This window comes from Gordonia sp. p3-SID1431 (genome assembly GCF_025143765.1).
Classification (GTDB): Bacteria; Actinomycetota; Actinomycetes; order Mycobacteriales; family Mycobacteriaceae; genus Gordonia; species Gordonia hongkongensis.
Map to the genome: position 1 here is coordinate 12516 of NZ_JAMBDT010000047.1, position 24127 is coordinate 36642.

Sequence of the window (24127 nt, forward strand, 5' to 3'; positions counted from 1 at the left end):
GCTCTCAGCGGAACGCGTCGCGCTTCGGGAAACCGAGCGCGGGGATGCCGCCGCGATCCTGGTAGCGCTCGAGCCCCTTGCCGACGAGGACCCGCGGTCCGGTGGCCGGGGTGAAGAACATCATCCCCTTCTCGAAGAGCTGGGTGACGCCCGCGGCGTCGGGGGTCAGGGTCGGCACACCGAGCGCCTGGCCCAGCGGTCCGGTGATCCCGCCGAGGTCCGCGAACCGTCCGTTCATCGCCGACGTCGCCATGTCGAGGAACTTCGACGATCCGGGCAGGATCTGTTCGGCGAGCTGGTTGAGGCTGCCGAAGTCGATGCCCCCGCCGCCGGGCGACGCCGGGCCGGTGGGCGGTTTGACGATCCGCGGCGGCGAGGGCTGACCCTGGACCGCGAACCACGACGACTTCAGCTGCAGCTTGGTTCGAGCTTCCTCGCCACTCACTTCCGCGGTCCCGCCGGAGCCGACCGCGCGCACCTTGATCGCGCGTCCGTGTTCGGCGCCCAGGCCGTTGGCCTCGATCACCTCGAAGCTCCGCAGCGCACCGACTCCGAACGCCGATCCGATGCTGCCCGCGCTGACGGTGGCGGTCCAGTTGTGGTTGGGCGAGACCGTGTCGCCCTCGTCGACGACGGCCGGGAAACGTCCGCCGGCCGTGTAGCCGCCGGTCGACGCGGAGAACTCGGTGAAAGCCGGTTGACCGTTCTGCATCAGGATCTGGCCGGCGGTGGCGTCGGCGGCCGCGTTGGTCCGGCGGTCCTCGCCCGAGACACCGCCGTAGACCTGCGAATTCTGGGTGTCGTCGATCTTCTTGCCACCCGCGATCGCCGCGAGTGCGTAGGTGCGTGCCGCCACGGCCTGCGCCTGCAGCGCCGCCGCGCCGCCGGAGTCGCCCCAGGCGGGCAGGCTCTCGCGCGGGATGACGCCCTTGACGTAGTCGTCGATGTGGATGCGATTGACCACGCGCCCGCCTTCGAGTCCCATGGCCCCGCGGTAGGCCTTGTTCGATCCGCAGAACTTGAGGAATTCACCGGCCGGGCGGTTGGGCGCCATGCTCAGGGGTTCGACGAAGGTGGCCGGCACCGACCGCACCACACCGCCGCCGCACCCGCTGCGGATGGTGGCCGTGCCCCCGGACAGGCTGACCGCCTGCCCGGGAGCCACCGTCTGACCACCGACTCGCATGCCGGCGTCCGCGTGCACATTCACCGAGCCCTGACCCGTGAGGGCCACCAGGATCTCGGGCCTGTCCACCTTCCCCGCGGTGGTGCCACCGTAGTAGTGGCGCAAGATCTGCTGTGCCGTCCAGCCCTTGCGGGCGTAGCCGTACGCTCCCCATTGCCCCATTCCGCGGCCGTGGCCATGACCGTGCCCGATCAGCGTCACCGTCGACCCGACCGAGAGCTCGACCTGTTCGGCCGATTCCGATGAGCTCGCGACAGCGAGTCCACCGGCCAGCAGTGCGGGCGCCAGCCCCGCCGCGGCCCAGGTCAACGCGCGGTTGCGGGCCCGTCCGGGCCGCGCACCGCTCGCCGGCCATCGCGGCAGAAGCCGTGTAGGTCGGGCTTTGGTCACTGCAGAACACATCCTTCGGTCGCGACGACACCAGCCGCGGGCGGCGAACTTCTGCACCGCTCGTAACGCCTGTGACTGATGTGACGATTGGGACTTAAGTGACCCTAGTGAATTCAGATGCCGATCACCAACCCGAGGGGATCACAACCGGATCACGAGTTGCCCGGGCCGCCGTGACCTCTGGCGCGGGGGTCAGGTCCCCGGATTCATTGCCACCTCATCGTCGAGCATCAACACATCAGTCACATCCGTCACACAGATAACAAGAACATCACGAGTTACCGATGCGCGGCGTGTGTCGCCGCCGTCGTCGATGCCTGACGGCGACGATGACCGCCGTACCGAGCACAGTCGACGACTTCGAAGTCCTGGTGGCTTCGACGCCGTCGGCTGCGCTGATGTCGACGGCTGAGCGGACCCGACCACACCCCCGGAGCACCAGCGCCGCGGTCCGACCAACCTGCGAGGAGACCTGAGTGCGTTACCCCAGACCGAAACCTTCGATCGCGCTCGCCGCGATCGCCGCCGCGGTCGTCGCGAGCCCGTTCGTGGTGATCGCGAGCCAGTCCGAACCACAGTTGGTGGACAACAAGCAGACGGTCTCCAACACCGAGATCGAGCAGGTCCCGTTACGGGAACTGCCCGCCGCCATCGTCGACGTGGCGACGTCCGGCCTCGCCGCGGCGGGGGTCGAACTGCCGCCGATCGATCCGGACGCGTTCCCGCTGCCGGATCTGACGGTCCCGCTGCCGAAGGGTCTCGTCCCGGGAGCCGGCTCATCGTCGAGCACCGATCCCTCTGCCCCGTCGGGATCGCCGTCGAGGGAGTCATCGGCAGAATCGTCGCCGCCGGAATCCCCCTCGGCAGAATCGTCGCCGCCGGAAACCAGCTCGGAGACAACCGAACCCGCCGCCACCCCGACGACCGAGGCGCCCAGCAGCAGCGAGCGGTCGGCACCGTCGACGACGCGGGAACAGCCGGCGCCTCGAGGTGACCGGGCACCGGGGACCCCGACCCGATCGAACCCGAGCAGCACGACCCCGGCGACACCGACGATGGCCGACGGCCGCGAGGTCGGGGCGGCGGTCACGCACATCGTGCGCGAGGCGCCGATCAAGATGGTGGCGTTCACCTGGGAGCGACCCGTGGACGTCGACCTCAAGCTGCGTGCGAAGAACCCCGACGGCAAGTGGGGACCGTGGACGGTCCTGGAGCAGATCTCCCGCGGACAGGCGCCCAGCGCGAAGAACCCGGTCGGTACCGAACCGGTCTGGGTGGGCGACGCACGTGAGGTGCAGGTCGCCGCGAGCAAGGACGGCCTCGCGATCCCGGCGGCGGAAACCCAGGGCGGCGATCTCGCCCAGCTGGCCGTCGGCACCGCGAGCACGGTGGTGACGGAGTTGGCCACGGTTGCCCTCAATGCGCTGAAGGCGACGCTCATCAGCCCCGAGAGCCTGCTCGGCCTGGGTTCGTCGTTGCTGTCGCCGCTGACCGGCGGACCGCAGGTCGTGGCCCGCCAGGCCTGGGGCGCCGACGAGTCCATCCGGTGTTCGCAGCCGGTGTACTCGCCGCAGATGCGCGGTGCGATCGTGCACCACACGGCCGGCAGCAACGACTACACCCCGCAGCAGTCCGCGGAGATCGTCCGGGGCATCTACGCCTATCACGCACGCAGCCTGAACTGGTGCGACATCGGGTACAACGTGCTCATCGACAAGTACGGCCAGATCTTCGAGGGCGCGTTCGGCGGACTCGACCGCAATGTCGAGGGCACGCACACCGGCGGGTTCAACAAGGAGACCCTCGGGGTGTCGATGATCGGCAACCTCGAGGAGGCGCCGCCGACCGCGGCGATGGTGTCGGCGACCGGCAAGTTCCTGCGCTGGCGCCTCGGCAAGGCCGGACTCAACCCGGCGGGCACGGCGACGCTGACCTCAGAGGGGTTCGCGGGCACCAAGTTCGCGGCGGGCACGCAGTCGAACCTGCCGGTCATCTCCGGGCACCGCGACTACAACAGCACCAGCTGTCCGGGAGTCCACGGCTACGCGGCGCTCACCGCGATCCGGGCGCTCGCCGGCGGCGCCCCGCCGGCACCCGAACCGACGCCGCCCGCCGATCCCGCAGCCCCGGCACCTCCGCCGGCCGCACCCGGTGCCCCCGCGCCGCCGGTCGAACCGGGTGCCCCCGCCCCGGTGCCGCCGGCGGCCTGAGCCGGGTCCGGCGATTCGCGGGGACGGATCAGGTTCCGGCGAACCAACGCTCGAGCACCTTCGCGACGCCGTCGTCATTGTTGCCCACGGTGACCTCGTCGGCGGCGTCGAGTGCGGTCGGATGACCGTGTCCCATCGCGACCCCGTGGCCCGCCCAGGTGAGCATCTCGGCGTCATTGGGCATGTCGCCGAACGCGATCACCGCATCGACGGGGAGTCCGGTGAGCTCGGCGAGCCGGGCGAGTCCAGACGCCTTGTGTGTGCCCGGTACGGACAGCTCGATGAGCCCGTTGTCGGTGGAGAAGGTCACCTGGGCGAGGTCGCCGACCATCGGCTCCAGACGACGAGCCATCTCGTCGGAGGCCATGCCCGGCTTACGGACCAGGAGTTTCACGGCCGGATCGCCGAACACCTCGTCGTCACCGACCTCGACGTGGTCGGGGTTGAGCCATGCGTGTTCGTAGCCGGCGCTCGCGACGAACGGTGCGGTCGCGGCGTCGTGTGCGGAACGGCCCGCCCGCTCGGCCGCGATGCCGCATCCCGGGATCTGCTGGTAGGCGATCTCGCCGAGTTTGACCAGGGCGTCGGGTTCGAGATTGGCCGACCAGAGCACGTGGTCGTGCTCGGCGTCGTAGATGATGGCGCCGTTGGCGCACACCGCGTACCGGACGAACGCGTCGGTGCCGGCGAACTGGTCGGTGATCTCGGCGATCCAGCGCGGGGGGCGACCGGTGGCCAGCACGAATTCCGTACCGGCGGCGCGGGCGGCGGCGAGCACGGCCAGCGTGCGCGGGGAGACCCGGTTCTCGTCGTCGATGAGGGTTCCGTCCACGTCGCTGGCGATGAGTGTGGGTGGACCGAATGTCATCAGCGTCTGCTTTCTCTCGACCGTGATCTCTCGGCGGCTCGTCTCGCCCGCGCCTCGGCTTTGCGGAGCGCCTCGTCGGCTTCGATCACCGCGGCTTCCTGAGGTGTCGGTGCCGAACCGCCCAGTCGCGACGGAACCCAGAACTCACCCGGCGGGTGCGGACCGTAGGCGTCCTGGACCTCGAGGAGCATCGAGTTCATGGTGTCGCGGAGCCTCAGGGTCTCACGCTCGGGGGACTCGCCCGGAGCTGGGGTGAACGGCAGACCGAACCGGACATGCACCGGCAGCCGGCTCCGGCCGATGTTCCGCAGTCCGCCCTTCGTCCACTGGCGGTGGGCACCCCACACGATCGCCGGGATGATGGGCACCCCGGTCTCGGCGGCCATCCGGGCCGCACCGCTCTTGAACTCCTTGAGCTCGAAGCTGCGGCTGATCGTCGCCTCCGGATAGACCGCGACGATGTGGCCGTCCCGCAGCCGCCCGAGCGCGGCTCGATAGGCCTCGGCGCCGCGCGACCGGTCCACCGGGACGGTCTTGGTGTGGTTGACCAGGAACCGCATGATCCCGATGTCCATGACCTCGGACTTGATGAGAAAACGGGTCCGGCGTCCGGCCCGCTGCACCCCGAGCGCGAGCGGCAGGAAGTCGACGTAGCCGGTGTGGTTGACGCACAGCACGGCGCCGCCGGAGTCGGGGATGTTCTCGATGCCGGTGAAGTGCAGGTCGAGAGCCTGCGCCCGGACGATCCCGTTGGCGATGAGCTCCAAGGTGCGATACACCGGCTCGCGGTGTCCGTGCCTGGCTGCGCTCATGGGTCCAGGTTAACGCCGCCTCACCGGCCGGCAGTCGATCAGACGACCCCGGGGTCGTCCTTCCGCGGCTCGCGTTTGGCGGCACGTTCGGCCTGCTCCTGGGCGTCCATCCGGTTGGCCTCCTCGAGTGTCGGCGCCGAACCGCCGAGCCGGGCGGGGACCCAGAACTCACCCTTCGGGTGCTCGCCGTAGGCATCCTGCAGTTCGAGGAGTTTCGCACTCATGACCTCGTGCAGCTTGGCCGTGAGGGCGTCGGCGCTGCCCGTGGCCTCGAGGGGCTCGCAGACGCCGATGGAGATCTTGTACCCGGTGCGACCCAACTGTTTGGGATGCCCCTTGGTCCACACGCGCTGCGCCCCCCAGATCACCGTGGGGACGATCGGCGCACCGGACTCGATCGCCATGCGGGCGGCACCGGACTTGAAGGCCTTCAGCTCGAAGCTCCGGCTGATCGTCGCCTCGGGGTAGACCCCGACGAGCTCGCCGCGCCGGAGATACTCGACCGCGTTGCGGTAGCTGTCCGCACCCTGCGCGCGGTCGACGGGAATGTGCTTGAGCGAACGCATGATCGGACCGGAGATCTTGTTGTCGAAGACCTCCTTCTTCGCCATGAAGCGGACCTTGCGACGACCCTGCAGGAAGGCCGGGATCCCCGCGTAGGTGAAGTCCAGGTAGCCGGTGTGGTTGATCGCGACGACGCCGGGGCCGTCGGCCGGTACGTGTTCCACACCCGACACCTTGAACTTCAGACCTTCGGCCAGCCACAACAGGCGGGCGGCGGTGATCACGGTGTCGTACACGGGTTCCATGCGAGAGAGCTTAGCCACTCTCCCCGGAGCCCTCGCCGCCGTCGGCAGCCTGGTACCCGTGACCGGTCGTTCACCGATGCGGGACCCGTGAGACTCCTCACGCCCCGCGTCCCGCGGGACTCATGGCCCACGCACCTGCGCGGCACGGCTCGATACCCTGGAAATCTGTAGTGCACTGCCGCGCAGCCCCGCGCACACCATGAAAGGCCCCTTCGTGCAGATCACCAGCATCGGTCATGCCGGTTTCCATATCCAGACCACCGCCGGATCGATCCTCTGCGACCCCTGGGTCAACCCGACGTACTTCGCCTCGTGGGTGCCCTTCCCCGACAACTCCGAACTCGACTGGAAGACGCTCGGCGACTGCGATTACCTCTACGTCTCGCACCTGCACCGCGACCACTTCGACGAGCGGAACCTGCGCGAGAACGTCAACAAGGACGCCACCGTCCTGCTCCCCGACTACCCGGTGCCGGACCTGCGCCGCGAACTGGAGAAGCTCGGGTTCTCCAAGTTCGTGGAGACCACCGACTCGGTCAAGACGACCGTCACGACCGACAAGGGTTCGCTGGACGTCATGATCATCGCGTTGCGGGCGCCCGCCGACGGCCCGATCGGCGACAGTGGACTCATCGTCTCCGACGGCGAGACGGTCTGCTTCAACATGAACGACGCCCGGCCGATCGACCTCGACGTCGTCGACGAGGCGTTCGGGCACGTCGACGTCCACCTGCTGCAGTACTCCGGCGCGATCTGGTACCCGATGGTCTATGACATCCCGCGGAAGTCCAAGGCCAACTTCGCCTCTCAGAAACGTCAGCGCGGAATGGACCGTGCGCGTTCCTACATCGAGCAGGTCGGGGCGACGTGGGTGGTGCCGTCGGCGGGACCGCCGATGTTCCTCGACGAGGACCTGTTCTACCTCAACGACTTCGGGTCCGGCGAGACCGCGGACACCACGTCGATCTTCCCGGACCAGGAGACCTTCCTGGAGCAGATGCGCATCCACGGCACCGACGACGGCGAGAAGCACCGCGGCCTGATGATGGTGTCGGGTTCGGTCGCAAACTTCTCGGGATCGACGCTGAACGAGGTCACCCACCCCTACGCGCCCGCCGATGTCTTCGGCGAGAACAAGCGGGCGTACCTCGAGCGGATGAAGGAGAAGTTCGCACCGGTCATCGCCGCGGAGAAGGCCACGTGGGCACCGGCCGAGGGCGAGCCGCTGATCGGCGCACTCCGCGAGCTGTTCGAGCCGATCATGGCGCAGTCGGATCTGATCTGCGACGGCATCGGCTACCCCGTCGGACTGGTGATGACCCCGGGCGGCGGACCGGCCAACGACGCCACCGAGACCGTCGTGATCGACTTCCCGAACCGCATCGTGCGCGAGCCCAAGGAGGGAGAGGGCAAGTACCGCTACGGTTTCCGGATCGCCACCGAGCTGGTCCGGACCGTCCTGCGCGACAACGAGCCCGACTGGGTCAACACCATCTTCCTGTCGACGCGGTTCACCACCTGGCGGATCGGCGGTTACAACGAGTTCCTCTACACCTTCTTCAAGTGCCTGACCGACGAACGGATCGCTTACGCCGACGGCTGGTTCGCCGAAGCACACGACGACTCGGCGTCGATCACCAAGGACGGCTGGGAGATCCAGCGGCGCTGCCCGCACCTCAAGGCCGATCTCGGCAAGTTCGGTGTCATCGAGGGCGAGAAGCTGACCTGCAATCTGCACGGATGGCAGTGGGACCTGCCCACGGGACGCTGCCTGACGTCGAAGGGGCATGAACTCCGCGCGTCGAAGCTCGAGTCGTAACCGTCACGCGGAGTGCGGGATTCGTACCGCATTCCGGTACGAATCCCTCACTTCGCAGTCACGAGCGTCATCGACGCGGCACCCATCTTGAAGATCGGCTGCTTCGACGCCGGGTCCCAGTCGGTGATGGTCAGCTCGTTGGCCGCACGGTGGTGCCCGGTGTCGTCGTCGGCGTCCCAGTACCCGTAGTGGAAGGGCACGAACAGCACGCCGCGACGGATGGCGGCGATCCGCACCGTTGCGGTGATCGCGCCACGCGGGCTGGCGATCTCGACGAGGTCGCCGTCGTGCACACCGCTGCGCGCGGCATCGAGTGCGTTGACCTCCACCCACACCTCCGGCGCCGCCCCGTCGAGTTCGGGTGCGCGGCCCGTCTTGGTGCGGGTGTGGAAGTGGTAGACCGTTCGTCCCGTGATCAGCGCGAAAGGGTGGTCGGCACTGGGACTCTCGGGAGGTGGCAGGTGTGGCGCCGCCTTGATCAGCGCCCGCGCCCCCGGGTTGAGGTCGCGGTACTCGTCGGGTTGCAGCGGCTCGCCGGTGAGTAAATCCTTGCCGTACGACTCGCAGTAGTCCGCCGCGCTGTAGAACCGGCCGTCGGCGTAGAGACGCTCGGTGCCGCCGGGAGCGTCCGCGGTGCAGGGCCATTGCACACCACCGCGGGTCCGCAGCAGCTCGTACGTCATCCCGCTGTAATCGCACGGCCGACCCGCGCTGCACGCACGCCACGCATCGAAAGCGGATTCGGCATCCGTCCACGGGGGCAACGGCTTGCCGTCCCGGTCACGGAAGTCCATGCGCCGGGCGTAGTCGAGGAAGATGTCGAGGTCAGCTCTGGCCTCGCCGGGCGCCTCGACCGCCTTCTCCGACAGGTGCACGGTGCGGTCGGCGTTGGTGAACGTACCCGTCTTCTCACCCCATCCGGCGGCCGGGAGGACGACGTCGGCGAGTTCGGTCGTCTCGGTCGGGAACATGTCCTGCGCCACGACGAACACGTCGTCCCGGTCGAGGATTGCCCGGATTCGCCTCAGCTCCGGCAGCGACACGGCGGGATTCGTGGCACTGATCCACAGCATCCGTATCGTCCCCTCTTCGGCGAGGCGGAAGATCTCCATCGCGTGGGTGGGCGGATTGTCGTGCGGTAGCCGGTCTTTGTCGATGTTCCACAGTTGGGCCAGCTCGCGCACGTGAGCGTCGTTCTCCCAGTTGCGGAATCCGGCGAGATCGCCGTCGGCCCCGCACTCCCTGGTGTTCTCGGCAGTGGGCTGGCCGTTCATCTGGAGCAGTCCGCACCCGGGCCGCCCGAGCATCCCCCGGATGAGGTGGATGTTGTTGACCTGAACCGCCGCGGCGGTCGCCTGGTGCGATTGGTAGAAGCCCTGCAACACCGTCGACACCAGTCGTTCGGCGCTACCCAACAGATGTGCAGCGCGACAGAGATCGTCGGCCGCGACATCGCAGATCTCGGCGACGCGTTCCGGCGGATAGTCGTCGACCATCCGGCGCAGGTCGTCGAAACCGACTGTGTGCGCGTCGATGTAGTCGTGGTCGACCCAATCGTTGGCGATGATCTCGCGGAGCAGCCCGTTCATCAGCGCGACGTTCGTACCGGGCAGCGGCGCCAGATGAACGGTCGCATGCCGGGCCACCGGCGTCGTCCGCGGATCGACGCAGATGATGGCCGGCGGATGTGGACCCGCGAGTCGGTCGAGGATGCGCATCCACGTGACGCTCTGGGTCTCGGCGATGTTGTGACCGAACAGCGCGATGGTGTCGGCATGGTCGAGGTCGGCGTAGGTCCCGGGCTGACCGTCGCTGGCGAACGAGGCCTTCAGCGCTTCCGCCGCCGTCGCGGTGCACAACCGGGTGTTGCCGTCCACGTGGTCGGTGCCGATGGCTCCGTGCGCGATGACCCCGAGCGTGTAGTACTCCTCGAGAAAGAGTTGGCCGGAAGTGTAGAAACCGATCGCGGCGGGTCCGTACTCGTCGATTAAGAACCGGGACCGCTCGACGATCCGTTCCATGGCCTCGTCCCACGTGGCGTCGACCAGGCGTCCGTGCTCCCGGATCAGCGGGCGGGTCAGTCGGTCCCGAGAGGAATTGGCCTGCCAACCGTAGAGATCCTTGACGTCGACGCGACCGCGGTTGACGCGGTCATCGGCCCGGCCGCGGACGCCGACGATCCGGTCGTCGACCACCGCGATGTCGAGGGCGTCGCCGTTGGAATGCAGGACCGACGCCGAGCGAACCCATCGTTGCACCTCGTCAGGACCGATCCCGTCGGCGAGGTGTTGATCGACCCGCACGGGCCATCGTTCACCCGGCGCGTACGGGGTGCGTCCGCCCCAGAGGTCGTCGATGCGATCGGCCACGATTCCCTCCCTACGACGTGACGACGCCTTCGGACCGTCGGGGTGTACCCAACCGCGTCCGGAGTCATTCGTCGTCCGTGGACGGCGATGTCGACGCCGGCCGATTACTTCGACGCGATTGTGGGTAGCCCTGCGGCACGATCGCTCGCGACTCGTTACCGACCCGTTGCGCGCGACACGATCCGAGCTCGACGACCTCGGCCAGGGGTTCCGGGCGCGGACAGATTTCTACGATGAGAACAGGGCTCTCGGTCGGACACGACGTCGGACCGAGAGTCGCACACAACGACCGTGAGGAGAACATCATGGCCAAGTACCGCGTCATCGATTCGAGCGAGAACGTCGTCGAGGAGAAGGAGTTCGACGACGCCACCGGCGCATACGACTGGTTCAAGACCGTCGCCGCACCGGACGACAGCCTCGGCACCGTCATGCAGGTCCATGACGACGGCGAGTGGAAGAACTTCGAGGTCTCGGACGGGGGCACCAACGCCAGCCCGTCCGCCGACGCCGACTGAACCGCCTCCCCTCGGCAGGACGAGGTCGGCCACCCTTCGCGCCCCGGGTCCCCCGGGGCGCGAAGTTCGTCTCAGACCCCGAACGCAGCCGGATAGACGATCGTCCCGCTCGGCACGGGGCGCGCATCGTCGAGAACCAACGCCATCATGGCCTCGTCCGGGACGTCGAACGGCGCGCGGATTCCGAATCGGGACGCGGGGACGAAACCGAATCTCGGGTAGTACTCGGCGTGGCCGAGCACCACCACCACATTCTCGCCGTGCGCGCGGGCAACGTCGAGACCCGCAACGATGGCCGCGGAGCCCGCCCCGGACCGTTGACACGACGGCAACACCGCGCAGGGTCCGAGCGTGAGCGCCGGCTCCGCGTCGACGCGGCACCGCGAATACAACGCGTACCCGACGATCGTGCCGTCGGCGTCGGTCGTGACGATCGAGAGCCCGTCGATCCAGGCGTCGCTGTCGGCCCGCAGCTCATCGACGATCCGCGCCTCGTCGGGGGTCGGGAACGCCGCGAGCACCACGTCGCGGATCGCGTCGGCGTCCCCGTCACGCTCGGCGCGGGTCGTCCACTTGCTCACGGGTTTCCAATGCATCGAAGAGGATGTGCGCCCACGGCGGTAGTCACCGGCCGCACCCGCCGGCCGGCTGCCCGGAGAAGCGACTGTTGAGGAAGCCGAGCGCTTCGGCGCTCCACGGGATGAACGCCCGGGTGTGGTTCGAGCCGCGGTACTCGGTGAACGTCGTCGGCACCCCGCGGTTGCAGAACGAGCCGGCGAGGCGCGCGACATCGGCCGCGATCATCACACCGTCGCCGGTGCCGTCGACGTTGCCGACCCCGAGCATCATGGGGCTGCGCGGAGTACCGAGCGTCCCCATCACATTCTGCGAGATCGCCTGTCGTACACCGGGAACGTCCAGCAGGCCGCCGACCGTCGGCACGAGGAGCTGGTGATCGGTCAGACCCGGGTACTTGTCGGCGAAAGCCTCGATGCACTCCCCCGCGACCTGTCCGAGGACCTGCTCCCCCTTCGGGGAGAGGTAGGACTGCATGTCGATGCCATAGGTCTCGGCGTACACCGCCATCAGCGCCGGGATCACCCCGGCCCAGTTCTGACTGCCGTTGACGTACCCCAGATTGTTCGCCGGGTTCACCAGCACACCACCCGCGGCGGCCCCGACGATGTTCAGCTCCGGCGCGTAGCGCGGCGCCAGCTCCGCACCGAAGCCGGTGGGGATCGATCCGCCGGAGTAGCCGAACAGTCCGACCGGCGTCCGGGCCGGCGCCCGCAGGTGACCGAGTGCGGCACGGACGCCGTCGAGCGCGGCGTACCCCGATTCGCGCGCCATCGTCCAGCGCAGCCCGCGGCCCTCGTAGTCGGGGGCGGCGACGGTGTAACCGGCGGCAAGGAGCCCGGAGATGAGCGTGATGTCGATCGGCGCCTCCGCGGCATTACCGCCGCGCAGCGTGTACGACGGGTCGCACTGCGAGCCGAGGGCGTCGTAGAACGAGTGGTAGGACACGACGCGACGGGGCGCTCCGGCAGCCGCACCCGGCGGGGAGATGACGGTGGTGACCGTCGCCGTCGGCCTGCCGAACTGGTTCGTCGTCCGGTAGAGGATCTGGGTGGCCGAGATCGGGATACTGGTTCCGCGCCAACCCAACTCGACCTGACGCGTCCGCAGCGCTGCGCCTGGTGACCGCGATTCGTAGCCCGCGGGCGGATCGTAGAACGGGTCCTGCGACGGCAACTGCGCCGGCGCTGCCGCGGGTACCGGAACGGGCGCCGCCGACACCGTGGGCGCGAGGAGGGACAGGGTCGTCGTCAGCCCGAGGATCGCGGTCAGCGTTCCGAGGCCGCGGGAGAGAAGCCGCATGGATCGTCATCATGCCCGATATGCGGCGTCCGCTGGGTCTTTCGGTTCCGACTCGGCACGAGACCGCGGCCGGATGTCACACCCGAAGGTCACACCCGGGGGCGTCAGCCGGGGGTGGCGTCCGGCACCGGGTTCTCGGCGGCCCGCTCGACCGCCTCGACCACCGGCGACATCGCCACCACCACCGCGCCGGCCACGGCGGCGACGAAGGCGATCACGGCGACGGCGCCCCAACCGGCACGCGTGGTGTCGCCGAGCACCAGGATGCCGATGACGCCGGGGACGACCGTCTCGCCGACGACCAGAGCAGCCGACGCCGCGCTGACCGCCCCCTTCTGCAGGGCGACGGTGAACATGTAGAAACCACCCGGGCCACACAGGATGATCGCGTAGAGCGCCGGGTCGGTGAGCAGTTCACCGAGATCGAAGGGGTCGAGGCCGTCGAGGATGCGCACCGCGACCGCGAGGACCCCGAACAGTACGCCGGCGGAGAGGCCCGCCAGTACCGCGACACGACTCTGCATCCGTGGCAGGATCGCGGCGCCGAGTCCCAGGATCGCTGCTCCCACGACGAGTACCGCCCAGTGCAGCCACCATTCGTGCTCGTGACCCTCGTCGCCGGCCGAGAAACCCAGCAGGACCAGCGAAATGACGACGACCGCGATGGCCGTCCAGTCGCGGACCGACAACCGCGCGTGCAGGAACAGTGTGGCGAGCACGACGGTCACCACGAGGTTCGCACTGACGATCGGTTGCGCCAAGAACAGTGGGATCATGCGGGCGGCGACCATGTTGCCGAGGAATCCGATGCCGTCGAGCGCCGTGCCCGCGAGAAACGACACCGTCAGCATCGCGGTGATCGTCGACCGCAGCGACGGCGCCTCCCCCGGCGCGCCGGTGTCCTCGACGCTCTGCGCGCCGCGCGCCTGCAACACCGACGCGGTGCCGTACGCCAGCGCCGCGAACACCGCCGCGAGGATCCCGATCAGCATGGTCGAACAGTAGCCACCGTCGAGCGGTCGTGCGGGACGATGACGATGGTTCGCGTGGCGACTGGTTCGTAGGTGACGCCGGTATCAGACCGACATGAGGTCGACGGCGCGGTGCGCGATCATCATCGTCGCCGCGTTCGGGTTACCCGAGGGCAGGGTCGGCATCACCGATGCGTCGATGATGCGCAGCCCCCGCGTGTCCCTGACCTCGAGGCGCGGGCTCACGACCGCGCCGTCGTCGGCGCCCATGCGACACGTCCCCGCGGCGTGGGCGATGCTGATCTCCTCGGATGCGAGGAAGGCGGTGTCGACCGGCCGCTTGTCATCGCCGATCAGGCCGTCCGCGACGCCTCGCATCGACGCCGAGTCGCGGATAAGTGCCCGTGACAGCGACACACCCCGGGCGAGAGTCGTGACGTCGTCCGGGTCAGCCAGTCGTTCGAACTCCACCAGGGGCCGTCCGCCGACGACGCCGACCCGGCCGCGACCGTTGGGGTGTAGCACCACCGTGGAGACACTGAATCCGTCGGTGCGCTCGAGTGTGGTCCGTCCAGAGATCTTGTCGATCGTGTAGTGCATGGGGCTGATCGCGATCTGGAAGTCGTCGGTGAAAAGCTCCGCCTCGAAAGGCACACCGGTGAACGCACCTCGTCCGCGCGCGATCAGATCCGCCACGGCGCGGACGAAATCGCCCGGGCCGAGGCTGTTGATGGTCGGTACCTTCGATCGCCACGCCTCGGTCACCACGCGATGGTCCTGGAGATTCTGACCGACGCCGGGGACCCGGGCGACCGATCCGGATGGACCCACACCTGAACGGAGTAGGAGCGCGGGCGTGCCGATGGCTCCGGCGCACAGCACGACCTCCTGCTGGGCTCGGTACCAGTTGCCGTCGGCGCACCTGACCCCTGTCGCGCGGGAGCCCGCGAACGTGATCTCGACGGCCTGGGACCGACGACGCACAGACAACGAATCTGAACGACCAGATCTGTGCAGGTACTCGCGCGCAGACGAGGACCTGAGCCCGCGCCTCTGATTCACCTGCGCGCGTGAGACCCCGAGTTGCGTCGCGCCGTTGTGGTCGGGATTCCGCGTGTACCCGGCTGTCGCCGCCGCATCGATGAACGCGTCGTCGATCGGATGTCGGTGCGCACACCAGGTGACACTGATCGGCCCGCCACGTCCGCGATACTCGTCGGGGCCGTCGACCCAGTCCTCGATGGCCCGGAAGTGCGGCAGAACCTCCTCGAATGACCAACCAGGACAACCGTTTTCCGCCCAACGGTCGTAGTCCTCGGCGCGCCCACGGACATACACCATGGCGTTGATCGACCCACTTCCACCCACGATGCGCCCGGCGGCGACAGAGTCGACACAACCGTCTTTGCTCGGGTCGGCCGCGCACGGATACAGCCAGTTCGCCCGCTGGTACACCGATGCCAGACCGATGGCCAGCGCGACGTCAGGACGGCGGTCGGTCCCACCGGCCTCGAGCACGACGACACTGGCACCGCCAGATGCCAAGCGCGACGCCACGATCGACCCCGCGGATCCGGCGCCGACCACAACGAAATCCGCACTTCTCGATGCTGTTTTGGTCATCGGCGAGTCCTCGGTCGGCGTCCGAGGTGCACGATACTCGGATACGCGACAACACAACAGAGCTCAGCGGCAACGCGCGTCACCTCGAGAGTCTCCGGAAACTGTTCGCAGAGCTACCTATTCGGAATCAGTGAACGAGATCAGTTCGTCGACACGTCGGCGACGTAGGCGTCGGCGAACTCACCGACCGCGGGGATCGGCTGGATGCAGTCGAGGAGTACGCCGTCGGGACCTTCGACGATGAAATGCCGCTGACCGAAGTCCTCGTCGCGCAACTCGAGTACCGGACGGAGTCCGTGTTCGTCCGTGAGACGCCGGTAGAGCACGTCGACGTCGTCGACCTCGATGTTGACCAGCAGTCCGGCGGCGGGTCGGCGGTGGCCCTCGGGGATCGTCGGATGAGTCGCATCCACGAGCCCCAGCTCGAACACGCCGGTGCGCATGCTGACGTACCAGTCCGCGGAGAAGGTGACCTCGAAGCCGAGAACCCGCTGGTAGAAGTTTGAGGCCGCGGCCACGTCCGTGGACATGAGAACCGGGTAGACGCTGGTGACGGTCATGTCAGAGCTCCTTTACGTACGATGTGTTTGTATGGCCGACTATACATACGCAACGTACGTAAAGGAACCTTCCGTGCCGAGAGCCTCCGCCGCGGCCGCAGCCGAGACGGCCCGTGCCGTCCTCACCGCCGCCACCAGCCAGTTCGCCGATCGTGGATTCTCCGACGTGTCCCTCGACGATGTCGCCGAGGCCGCAGGCGTCACCCGCGGCGCCGTGTACCACCACTTTCGCAACAAGGGCGCGCTGTTCGCGGCGGTGGCCGCGGCCTGCCACCAGCAGGTCGCCGATGCGGTCGTCGCGGCGGCCGAAGCCGCCGGCACCGACCCGGCGAGTCAGTTGAGCGCCGGATCGCACGCCTTCGTCGACGCCATCACCAGCGGGCCCGCCATACGCATCCTGCTGATCGACGGACCCGCGGTGGTCGGCTGGGACGAGTGGCGCCGACTCGACGAGGCCGGGTCGGCAACCCATCTGCGCGAGGCCCTCGTGGCGGTCGGCGTCGACGGCGAGTTGGTCGATGTGATGACGATGCTGTTGTCGGGTGCGATGAACGAGGCCGCCGTCTGGCTCGCCCGGCATCCCGCCGACGACACCGCACGCGAACGCGCCCACCGCGCACTGGATCGGCTGCTCGGCGCGATCATGTGAACCGACCAGAATATAGTGCGACACAGCACTATTGACGCAAGCACACAACCTCAACGCACGTGCCGTGAGCCACGGACAGATTCGCCGGTCGGACTAGGATCGATGGGATCAATGCACGTCCTACGCACCCGTACCACACGGCACCGACAAGTTTCTGGCACCGAATAGCGTTGCACAACAGTGTTTTTGGCTTGCGATGCGTCCGTATTGGTGTACACTCGAACGTACATTCGCAGCACGGGTTCTCGGGGGAGGTGACCGTCATGCCCAGCACCACACCACTCGCCGACCACGGCGCGCCCGTGTCTCGCGCGGCCGAACTCGTCGCCGAACTACACGCGAACCTCGACGAACTACAGACCGTCGACTTGTCCTCGTGCACCGACGAAGAACTGATTGAAGTCGCCTCTGCCACCGAACGCGCCATCGCACGTCTGACCGTTGCCGGTGACCGGCAGATCGATCAGGTCGAGACTCGTGATCTGCCTCGCAAAGCGGGCTGCCGCACCCTGATGCAGTTCATGACCCACCGGCTGCGGGTGTCGAACCCGATGCGCCGCCGTAAGCAGATGGACGCCACCGCCCGCCGGACCAGTCTCGGTGGCGAACTCCTGCCACCCGAATACCCCTGCCTCGCCCAGGCTTTCGAACAAGGCGCGGTCGGTACCGCGCACGTGCAGGCCGCACTCGATGTCCTCGACCGCATCCCCGGCACCATCGAGCACGATGTGAAGGTCGCTGCCGAGCGGCAGATGGCCGAGATCGCCGAAGCCCACACGCCTGCCGACATCACCCAACTCGGGGCGCGCTTGTTGGCCCACCTCGACCCCGACGGCACCCTGGCCGACGACACCGACCAGAAACGACGCCGCGGTGTGTGGATCGGACGGCAACGCGCCGACGGCACCGCCAAAATATCGGGCACCCTGACCCCCGAACTGAACGCCCGGCTCACCATGATGTTCGCCGTGTGGGGCAAACCCGGACTCAACAACCCCGACGACCCCGCCTCACCCAGCGGACCCGCCGGCACCGCCGACCCCGACGCCCTCGCGCTCGCGGCCGACCGCGACGGCCGCACCCTCGCCCAGACCAATCACGACGCCCTCGACGCCGCACTCGCCGCCGGCTTTTCAGACGGGACACTCGGGACGTCGCACCGCGGCCTGCCCGTGCAACTGATCATCAAAGCCGACCTCGGCGACCTCATCCGCGAAGCCGGACTCGCCACCACCGCCACCGGAACCCTGCTCCCCATCAAAGACGTCATCCGGTTGGCCGCCGACGCGCAACCCTGGCTGGCAATATTCAAAGATCACACCACCGTCCCCCTGCACTTCGGCCGCGGCAGACGCCTCGCCACCCGCGAACAACGCCTCGTCTCCTTCGCCCGCCCCGACGGGGAAGTGTGCTCGGCACCCGGCTGCGACCAGCCCGCCACCCACGTCGACATGCATCACGCACAGAAGGATTGGGCCAAGGGTGGTCTCACCGACATCGACGACCTCGCCCCGGCCTGTCCCCGTCATAACCGGATGGTTGGTGACCAGCCCGGCCAATTCACCACCCGGGTGGTCCGGTCCGGACCCGACGAAGGCCGCTGCGCCTGGCGACTCAACGCCGAACCCGGCGCGCCGCCCAACCCCGAACACATCAACCGCCGACCCGACATACCCCGGCGGTTCGCAGAACACCTACGCGACATACGCGACGAGATCCACGGACCACCAACACGAGGGTTTCGCAGCCTTGGTCGTCGGACCCTTCGTGACGCGCCTCCGCAAGCTCCGGGCACTCCTCAGGGAGCAGGGCTGACGTGCCCTCCGCAAGCTCCGGGCACTCCTCAGGGAGCAGGGGGCCCGGCGACCAGTCGCACCCCGACGCCGTCAGCTACGGCGACCGCGGCCTCCGTCTCGAACTCACCTACCGAGTACTCGTCCATCCGCGAACTCCGCCGGAGCACCACACCAGCCCACCGCTGACCCCGGTCGAAGCAGCACTCGCACGCATACTCGCCGACCATCGGTGACGGGCCGACCTAGTCATCGAGCGCGTGAGCCACATCCGGCGCGTGCCTGGTCAGCTCCTCACCGCCGTTCGACCTCGCGCGGCGGATGGCCGTACCCACGAGGCGCATTCGTCGCATCGGCCGTCTCGACCGCGGTGACGGCACCCGACGACGCCAACACGACGCCGCCGAGAACTGCGCCGATGAAGGCCACGATCGCGACCGGACCCCATCCGGCACGCGTGACGTCGCCGAGGAACGCGATGCCGACCGCCCCGGGCAGGACCGTCTGACCGACGACCAGCGCGGCGGCCGCGCCGTTGACCGAGCCGGTCTGCAGCGCCACGGTGAACAGGTAGAAACCGCCGATCCCGCTGAGCAGCAACGCATACAGCGCGGGGTCGGTGAACAACACCGACAGATCGAGTGGGTCGAGACCGTCCAGGATGCGAGAGGCCACCGCCATCACACCGAAGACGGCCCCGGCGATGAGACCGGTCACCGCCGCGATGTGCTTACGCAAGCGGCGCATCACGATCACGCCCAGCGCGATCAGAGCCGGTCCGGCAACGAGTACCGCCCAGTGCATCCACGCATCGTGCTCCACACCTTCGCGACCCGCCGAGAGCGCGAGCAGCACCAACGACAGCACGATCACCGCCCCGGAGATCCAATCCCGCAGCGTCAGGCCGACTTTCAGGACCACCATCGCCAGCAGCGCGGTGGCCACGAGCCGTGCGGAGATGATCGTCTGCGACAGAAAGAGCGGGATCAGCCGTGCCGACGCGATGGTCGCGACGAAACCGATGATGTCGAAGACGAATCCGACGAGAAACGGCACCGTGAGCATCGTGGCCGCCGTGGAGCGCAACGACGGATGCGCGGCGGCGGACCTACGGCGCTCCTCACGGATCGCCGCGCGCTGCGCGACCTTCTCGGCGCCCAGCGCCTGCAGCACCGCGGCGGCGGCGAACGCCAGCGAACCGATCACCGCGATCACGATGCCGGCGGTCATGACACGAGCTCAGCTCAACGCGGGGTGAGCACGTCGGCGCCCACGAACTTCGCGAGTTCGGCGGGCAGCCGGACCGAACCGTCGGGTTGCTGGTGGTTCTCGAGGATCGCGACCAGCCATCGGGTGGTCGCCAGTGTTCCGTTGAGCGTCGCGGCGGTCTGCGGTTTGCCGTTCTCGTCGCGGTAGCGGATCGAGAGGCGTCGTGCCTGGAACGTGGTGCAGTTCGACGTCGAGGTCAACTCGCGGTAGGTGCCCTGCGTCGGCACCCAGGCCTCGCAGTCGTACTTGCGCGAAGCCGACGAGCCGAGATCGCCGCCCGCGACATCGATCACGCGGTACGGCACGTCGATGGCGGCGAGCATGTCCTTCTCCCAGCCCAGCAGGCGCTGGTGCTCGGCCTCGGCGTCCTCGGGCCGGCAGTAGACGAAGCCCTCGACCTTGTCGAACTGGTGGACGCGGATGATGCCGCGGGTGTCCTTGCCGTAACTGCCCGCCTCACGACGGAAGCATGTCGACCAGCCGGCATAACGCTTCGGACCGTCGGACAGGTCGAGGATCTCGTCCATGTGGTACCCCGCTAGCGGCACCTCCGACGTGCCGACCAGGTACAGGTCGTCGTCCTTGTCGAGGTGGTAGACCTCGTCGGCATGGGCGCCGAGGAACCCGGTTCCCTCCATGACCTCCGGCCGGACGAGCACCGGCGGGATCATCAGGGTGAACCCGTTCGCGGTGGCCTTCGCCGCGGCCATGTTCAGCAGTGCGAGCTGGAGCTGCGCACCCTGGCCGGTGAGGAAGTAGAACCTCGACCCCGACACCTTGGCGCCGCGCTCCATGTCGAGCAGTCCGAGCGACTCACCGAGCTCGAGGTGGTCCTTCGGGTTCTCGATGTCACGGGGCTCGCCGACGTGCTCGAGGACCACGTAGTCGTCCTCACCGCCGGCGGGCGCCCCATCGGCGACGATGTTGGAGATGGCCCGATGGGCCTTCGCCGCGGCCGCATCGGCCTCGGACTGGCGCGCCACCGCGGCCTTGACCTGCTCGGCGAGTTCTTTGCCCTTGGCCAGCAGCGCCTGCTTGTCGTCGCCCTGTGCCTTACCGACCTGCTTGCCGAGAGCTTTCTGCTCGGATCGCAACGCGTCCGCCTCGACGATTGCCGCCCGGCGCTCGGCGTCGGCGGCGAGCAGCGCGTCCACCAGGCCCGGGTCCTCACCGCGAGAGCGCTGTGAGGTGCGGACGAGGTCGGGGTTGTCGCGAACAGTCTTCAGGTCGATCACGACTTCAAACCCTACTTGAGAGCGCGATGCGAACCCGATCACGCCGCCGCGGTCCCCGGGGAGGTCTCAGCTCCACAGCCGACGCAGGTCCTCACGGCCGAACATCGCTGCCGCGGCATCGGCAGCCGGAGTCGCCACGTGCGGGTCCGCCCCGGCGTCGACGAGCGCCTGCACCACGTCGTCGAAACCCCTGAACACCGCGCCCGCCAACGGCGTCTGCCCTTTGTCGTTGGCGAGGTCGGCGTCGGCGCCGCGGTCGAGGAGGGCCGACACCGTCGACGCGTGGCCGTGGTACGCCGCGAGCATGAGGAGCGAGTCACCGGACTGGTTACGCAGATCGGCCGGGACGCCGGCGTCGAGGTAACCGGCGAGCGTGTCGGTGGCACCGGACCGCGCCATGTCGAAGAGTCGGGTGGCCAGTTCGACGACCTCGGGGCCCGGGGCGTCGATGCCGGGCCCGGCCTCGGATGCATCGTCGGAATGGGTTGCCACTCCCGCGAGTGTAGGCGCGGCCGACACTCCCTCGATCTGGGTGAGGCCGCGGGCACCGCATCGTGTGGGAGACTCGGCGCAGTGACTCCTTCCGACGCGCAGCACGAATCCGGCGGACCCGGCGAGAGTTTCGTGACGGTCGTCATCGCGTTCGTGTCGAACCTCTTGATCGCCGTCGCCAAGACCGGCGCCGCGATGGTCACCGGCTCCGCGTCGCTCGTCGCCGAAGCGGCCCACTCGTGGGCCGACACCGGGAACGAGATCCTGCTGCTGATCGCGGAACGACGTGCCCATCGGCCCCGGGATGCCCGTCATCCGCAGGGCTACGGACGTGAGGCGTACATCTGGTCGATGTTCGCGGCGTTCGGGTTGTTCGCGGTCGGAGCCGCGGTGTCGGTGCAGCACGGCATCACCGAACTGCTGTCACCGGAGCCGGCGACGGATTACGGCATCGCCTATGCGGTCCTGGCGATCGCCGCGGTACTCGAGGGCATCTCGTTCGTGCGGTCGTATCAACAGGCGAAGCGCGGCGCGGTCAAGCGTCGGATCGGTCTGCTACGACAGGTCTTCCGCACCTCCGACCCGACTCTCCGTGCCGTCTTCGCCGAGGACGCGGCCGCGCTCATCGGTCTGGCCATCGCCTTCGTCGGAGTGCTCCTGCACCAGATCACCGGGTCGGCCACCTACGACGCGATCGGGTCGATCCTGGTGGGCGTGCTCCTCGGGGTCGTCGCCATCGTCCTGATCAACCAGAACAGGCGGTTCCTGCTCGGGCAGGCGGTCGACGACGCCGTCCAGCAGCGCGTCCTCCGGGACCTGCTCGCGCACAGCAACATCGAGCGCGTCACCTACCTGCACGTCGAGTACACCGGGCCCGTTCAGCTGTTCCTCGTCGCCGCAGTCGATTTCGAAGGTGACGACGCCGAGTCCTCGGTGGCCGTCGCTCTCCGGCGACTCGAGAACGAGCTGGAGCGCGACCCGCGAATCACGGAGGCGGTACTCACCCTCTCCGCCCCCGGCGACGCGGACCTCGTGCCCGACGCACCCTGATCCTCTCCGGGATCTCGTAGCGCAAAGGCGCGCCATAGGCCGTGTCCTTGCTACGAGATCCCGGTGATTCCGTTTCACACTGTGGAGTTGTCAAAGGTCGTGTGGCGCCGGGTCGACGCCGGAGGGTCTGGTCTGTGGACTGTCTAGACGGGAGCGTCGTCGAGCCGCATGGTGCGTCGGTTGTAGGCCGGCCGGGGTAGGCGTCGCGGGTCGATGTCGGCGGGTGGGATCAGCCACGGGTGCCGGTCGGGACCCATCACCACTTGCCAGCCGTGGTGGTGCACCTGGGTGTGACAGCGCTGGCAGAGTAGGCACCCGTTGTCGAGATCGGTGGGACCACCATCGGCCCAGTGCACGAGGTGGTGTACCTGGGTATGCGCTGCGGGGGCACCGCATTTCACGCAACACTGGTCGCGCACGATGATCGCCTGCCGCAGATGGTGCGGGAACAGGCGTTTCGTGGTTCCCATTTGTAGCGGCACGCCCTCGTCGTCGAGCACGATCTCCGCCACCCCACCATCACACGACAGCCGCCGCGTCGTCGACTCCGAGACCGCCCCGACCCAGGGCAGTCGCGCTGAATCAGTCCCGTCGGCGGGGATGGTCACCAGGAGTTGGGTGCGTGGTGCGCCGGCGGTGGTCATCGCCGCGCCTATCGCGGCTTGATCCAACAACAGCTCCAGCCCATCGGCGCGGCGCTCGGCCGCACCTCGACGATCGGCGGCGCCGTCGGGTTCGGGACGCGGACAGGACCGTTCGTCGATCATGGACACGAACTTCTCCCCGATCACCGCGGTCACATCTGCGGTGATCGCGACCCGACCCTCCTCGGTGATGTGGGTGTGCACGGTGTTCAGCGACGCGTCATCGGCCGCCGGCACGGTGCTGGGGTCGGTGTCGGCGACCCGCTGGGCGATCCCGCGGGCGTGGTCGTCGATCTCGGTCGGGGTGGCGCCGGAGAATGCCTGCGCAAGCAACTCGCTCTCATATCCGCTGCGCTCGTCGTCGGACAGCGGTGACGCGGATCGCTTGTTCACCAGAGTGATTCCACGGATCACCGCGTCGACACACTCGGCAGACAGATAGCCCTCGGCAGCACAGTCGGCGACCTTCGGCACCGACTCCAGCCCGCCGGCGATCCGCACATAGCGGTACGCGGCCGCGGGTGGCATGCCCATCTCGATCAGTGCGTTCCGTGTGGTCGACCCCGCCCGCGCTGCCGCACTCGTGGCGTCGAAAAATGCTGTGTGAAACGCGATCTGGTGGTCGAGCACGTTGCGCAGCATCCGTAGCTCGTCGAGCCGCTCGTGCAGGGCACGACCACTGCCGTCGTCGGGCGGTGGTTGCAGGACGGTGAGGGTGTCGCGGAGTTCGGTGATCGAGGGCATGACACCAAGCTACTCGCAAAATCACGTTCGACGACGAGATTTCTCCACAGCCCTCATTGTCATCGAATCCTGTTGCACAGCAGTCGCTGTCACTCGTGCCCCAGCGGTGAACCGTGGTGGACTGTGGTGAACAGAAACCCCACCAGTCACAGACGTCGGACGGGTACACCCGGGGGGCACCGCCTCGGACGCCGGACCCTTCGTGACGCGCCCTCCGCAAGCTCCGGACGCCCCTCAG

At 68.2% G+C, this 24127-nt stretch carries 20 protein-coding genes; 6 read left to right on the forward strand and 14 right to left on the reverse strand.

All coding sequences use genetic code 11. The features are described from left to right. Positions 1–4: 4 nt before the first annotated feature. Entirely contained in the window at positions 5–1588 is a 1584-nt protein-coding gene (locus M4D77_RS13420; protein ID WP_240198440.1) for a SpoIID/LytB domain-containing protein, read from the reverse strand. 464 nt (positions 1589–2052) lie between these two features. Between M4D77_RS13420 and M4D77_RS13425 the strand changes: the two genes are divergently transcribed. Continuing rightward, positions 2053–3786, forward strand: coding sequence for an N-acetylmuramoyl-L-alanine amidase (locus M4D77_RS13425; protein WP_065631259.1), 1734 nt, complete (start codon positions 2053–2055; stop codon positions 3784–3786). Between the two features lie 28 nt (positions 3787–3814). On the opposite strand, the gene M4D77_RS13430 is transcribed toward M4D77_RS13425, so the two are convergent. Genes M4D77_RS13430 through M4D77_RS13440 form a run of 3 tightly spaced genes read right to left on the reverse strand, consistent with a single transcriptional unit; the run spans position 3815 to position 6275 of the window. Continuing rightward, a complete protein-coding gene (locus tag M4D77_RS13430; protein WP_065631260.1) occupies positions 3815–4654 on the reverse strand; it encodes a Cof-type HAD-IIB family hydrolase in 840 nt (279 codons plus the stop codon). After that, positions 4654–5466 carry a 1-acyl-sn-glycerol-3-phosphate acyltransferase gene (locus tag M4D77_RS13435; RefSeq protein ID WP_171011621.1) on the reverse strand — a complete coding sequence of 271 codons (813 nt, stop codon included), beginning with the start codon at positions 5464–5466 and terminating at the stop codon, positions 4654–4656. The genes M4D77_RS13430 and M4D77_RS13435 overlap by 1 nt, the downstream gene beginning before the upstream one ends. A 38-nt stretch (positions 5467–5504) precedes the next feature. Then, complete coding sequence (locus M4D77_RS13440; RefSeq protein ID WP_259936401.1) at positions 5505–6275, reverse strand: 1-acyl-sn-glycerol-3-phosphate acyltransferase; 771 nt, start codon at positions 6273–6275, stop codon at positions 5505–5507. A 214-nt stretch (positions 6276–6489) separates the two neighbouring features. Between M4D77_RS13440 and M4D77_RS13445 the strand changes: the two genes are divergently transcribed. Beyond that, on the forward strand, positions 6490–8094 hold the full coding sequence (locus tag M4D77_RS13445; RefSeq protein WP_259936402.1) for a Rieske 2Fe-2S domain-containing protein: 1605 nt from the start codon (positions 6490–6492) through the stop codon (positions 8092–8094). A 47-nt stretch (positions 8095–8141) separates the two neighbouring features. Here M4D77_RS13445 and M4D77_RS13450 read toward each other — a convergent pair whose 3' ends face one another. Further along, positions 8142–10466 carry a molybdopterin oxidoreductase family protein gene (locus tag M4D77_RS13450; protein WP_259936415.1) on the reverse strand — a complete coding sequence of 775 codons (2325 nt, stop codon included), beginning with the start codon at positions 10464–10466 and terminating at the stop codon, positions 8142–8144. A gap of 302 nt (positions 10467–10768) precedes the next feature. Between M4D77_RS13450 and M4D77_RS13455 the strand changes: the two genes are divergently transcribed. Next, positions 10769–10981, forward strand: a complete 213-nt coding sequence (locus M4D77_RS13455) for a hypothetical protein (protein ID WP_058250921.1) — start codon at positions 10769–10771, stop codon at positions 10979–10981. 71 nt (positions 10982–11052) lie between these two features. Here M4D77_RS13455 and M4D77_RS13460 read toward each other — a convergent pair whose 3' ends face one another. From M4D77_RS13460 to M4D77_RS13480, 5 genes are all read right to left on the reverse strand, one after another. Next, positions 11053–11562: a GNAT family N-acetyltransferase gene (locus M4D77_RS13460; protein ID WP_259936403.1), complete on the reverse strand. Its 510-nt coding sequence runs from the start codon at positions 11560–11562 to the stop codon at positions 11053–11055. 43 nt (positions 11563–11605) lie between these two features. Then, entirely contained in the window at positions 11606–12859 is a 1254-nt protein-coding gene (locus M4D77_RS13465; protein WP_259936404.1) for a lipase family protein, read from the reverse strand. 104 nt (positions 12860–12963) lie between these two features. Beyond that, complete coding sequence (locus M4D77_RS13470) at positions 12964–13851, reverse strand: DMT family transporter (RefSeq protein ID WP_259936405.1); 888 nt, start codon at positions 13849–13851, stop codon at positions 12964–12966. Between the two features lie 84 nt (positions 13852–13935). Next, positions 13936–15453: a GMC family oxidoreductase gene (locus tag M4D77_RS13475; protein WP_259936406.1), complete on the reverse strand. Its 1518-nt coding sequence runs from the start codon at positions 15451–15453 to the stop codon at positions 13936–13938. A 140-nt stretch (positions 15454–15593) separates the two neighbouring features. Then, positions 15594–16013: a VOC family protein gene (locus M4D77_RS13480; RefSeq protein WP_259936407.1), complete on the reverse strand. Its 420-nt coding sequence runs from the start codon at positions 16011–16013 to the stop codon at positions 15594–15596. Positions 16014–16086: 73 nt separating this feature from the next. On the opposite strand from M4D77_RS13480, the gene M4D77_RS13485 reads away from it, so the two are divergent. Together M4D77_RS13485 and M4D77_RS13490 are read left to right on the forward strand one after the other, a co-directional pair. Beyond that, positions 16087–16662 carry a TetR/AcrR family transcriptional regulator gene (locus M4D77_RS13485; RefSeq protein WP_259936408.1) on the forward strand — a complete coding sequence of 192 codons (576 nt, stop codon included), beginning with the start codon at positions 16087–16089 and terminating at the stop codon, positions 16660–16662. A 263-nt stretch (positions 16663–16925) separates the two neighbouring features. Next, positions 16926–18644, forward strand: coding sequence for an HNH endonuclease signature motif containing protein (locus M4D77_RS13490; RefSeq protein WP_259936409.1), 1719 nt, complete (start codon positions 16926–16928; stop codon positions 18642–18644). A gap of 105 nt (positions 18645–18749) precedes the next feature. On the opposite strand, the gene M4D77_RS13495 is transcribed toward M4D77_RS13490, so the two are convergent. From M4D77_RS13495 to M4D77_RS13505, 3 genes are all read right to left on the reverse strand, one after another. Then, complete coding sequence (locus M4D77_RS13495) at positions 18750–19685, reverse strand: EamA/RhaT family transporter (RefSeq protein ID WP_259936410.1); 936 nt, start codon at positions 19683–19685, stop codon at positions 18750–18752. Between the two features lie 14 nt (positions 19686–19699). Next, on the reverse strand, positions 19700–20959 hold the full coding sequence (gene serS / locus M4D77_RS13500; protein ID WP_259936411.1) for a serine--tRNA ligase: 1260 nt from the start codon (positions 20957–20959) through the stop codon (positions 19700–19702). Between the two features lie 66 nt (positions 20960–21025). Continuing rightward, positions 21026–21451: an ankyrin repeat domain-containing protein gene (locus M4D77_RS13505; RefSeq protein WP_259936412.1), complete on the reverse strand. Its 426-nt coding sequence runs from the start codon at positions 21449–21451 to the stop codon at positions 21026–21028. 81 nt (positions 21452–21532) lie between these two features. On the opposite strand from M4D77_RS13505, the gene M4D77_RS13510 reads away from it, so the two are divergent. After that, on the forward strand, positions 21533–22501 hold the full coding sequence (locus tag M4D77_RS13510; RefSeq protein ID WP_259936413.1) for a cation diffusion facilitator family transporter: 969 nt from the start codon (positions 21533–21535) through the stop codon (positions 22499–22501). Positions 22502–22644: 143 nt separating this feature from the next. On the opposite strand, the gene M4D77_RS13515 is transcribed toward M4D77_RS13510, so the two are convergent. Continuing rightward, the gene (locus M4D77_RS13515) at positions 22645–23889 is read right to left on the reverse strand and encodes an HNH endonuclease signature motif containing protein (RefSeq protein ID WP_259936414.1); all 1245 of its coding nucleotides are present in this window, start codon (positions 23887–23889) and stop codon (positions 22645–22647) included. Positions 23890–24127: the final 238 nt, after the last annotated feature.

Bases quoted from the DNA above. Each gene is read 5' to 3' on its own strand.
- M4D77_RS13455 (WP_058250921.1), top strand. From the start codon at position 10,769: ATGGCCAAGTACCGCGTCATCGATTCGAGCGAGAACGTCGTCGAGGAG.
- M4D77_RS13420 (WP_240198440.1), bottom strand. From the start codon at position 1,588: ATGTGTTCTGCAGTGACCAAAGCCCGACCTACACGGCTTCTGCCGCGA.
- M4D77_RS13495 (WP_259936410.1), bottom strand. From the start codon at position 19,685: ATGACCGCCGGCATCGTGATCGCGGTGATCGGTTCGCTGGCGTTCGCC.
- M4D77_RS13470 (WP_259936405.1), bottom strand. From the start codon at position 13,851: ATGCTGATCGGGATCCTCGCGGCGGTGTTCGCGGCGCTGGCGTACGGC.
- M4D77_RS13440 (WP_259936401.1), bottom strand. From the start codon at position 6,275: ATGGAACCCGTGTACGACACCGTGATCACCGCCGCCCGCCTGTTGTGG.
- M4D77_RS13475 (WP_259936406.1), bottom strand. From the start codon at position 15,453: ATGACCAAAACAGCATCGAGAAGTGCGGATTTCGTTGTGGTCGGCGCC.
- M4D77_RS13480 (WP_259936407.1), bottom strand. From the start codon at position 16,013: ATGACCGTCACCAGCGTCTACCCGGTTCTCATGTCCACGGACGTGGCC.
- M4D77_RS13515 (WP_259936414.1), bottom strand. From the start codon at position 23,889: ATGCCCTCGATCACCGAACTCCGCGACACCCTCACCGTCCTGCAACCA.
- M4D77_RS13435 (WP_171011621.1), bottom strand. From the start codon at position 5,466: ATGAGCGCAGCCAGGCACGGACACCGCGAGCCGGTGTATCGCACCTTG.
- M4D77_RS13430 (WP_065631260.1), bottom strand. From the start codon at position 4,654: ATGACATTCGGTCCACCCACACTCATCGCCAGCGACGTGGACGGAACC.
- M4D77_RS13465 (WP_259936404.1), bottom strand. From the start codon at position 12,859: ATGCGGCTTCTCTCCCGCGGCCTCGGAACGCTGACCGCGATCCTCGGG.
- M4D77_RS13490 (WP_259936409.1), top strand. From the start codon at position 16,926: ATGCCCAGCACCACACCACTCGCCGACCACGGCGCGCCCGTGTCTCGC.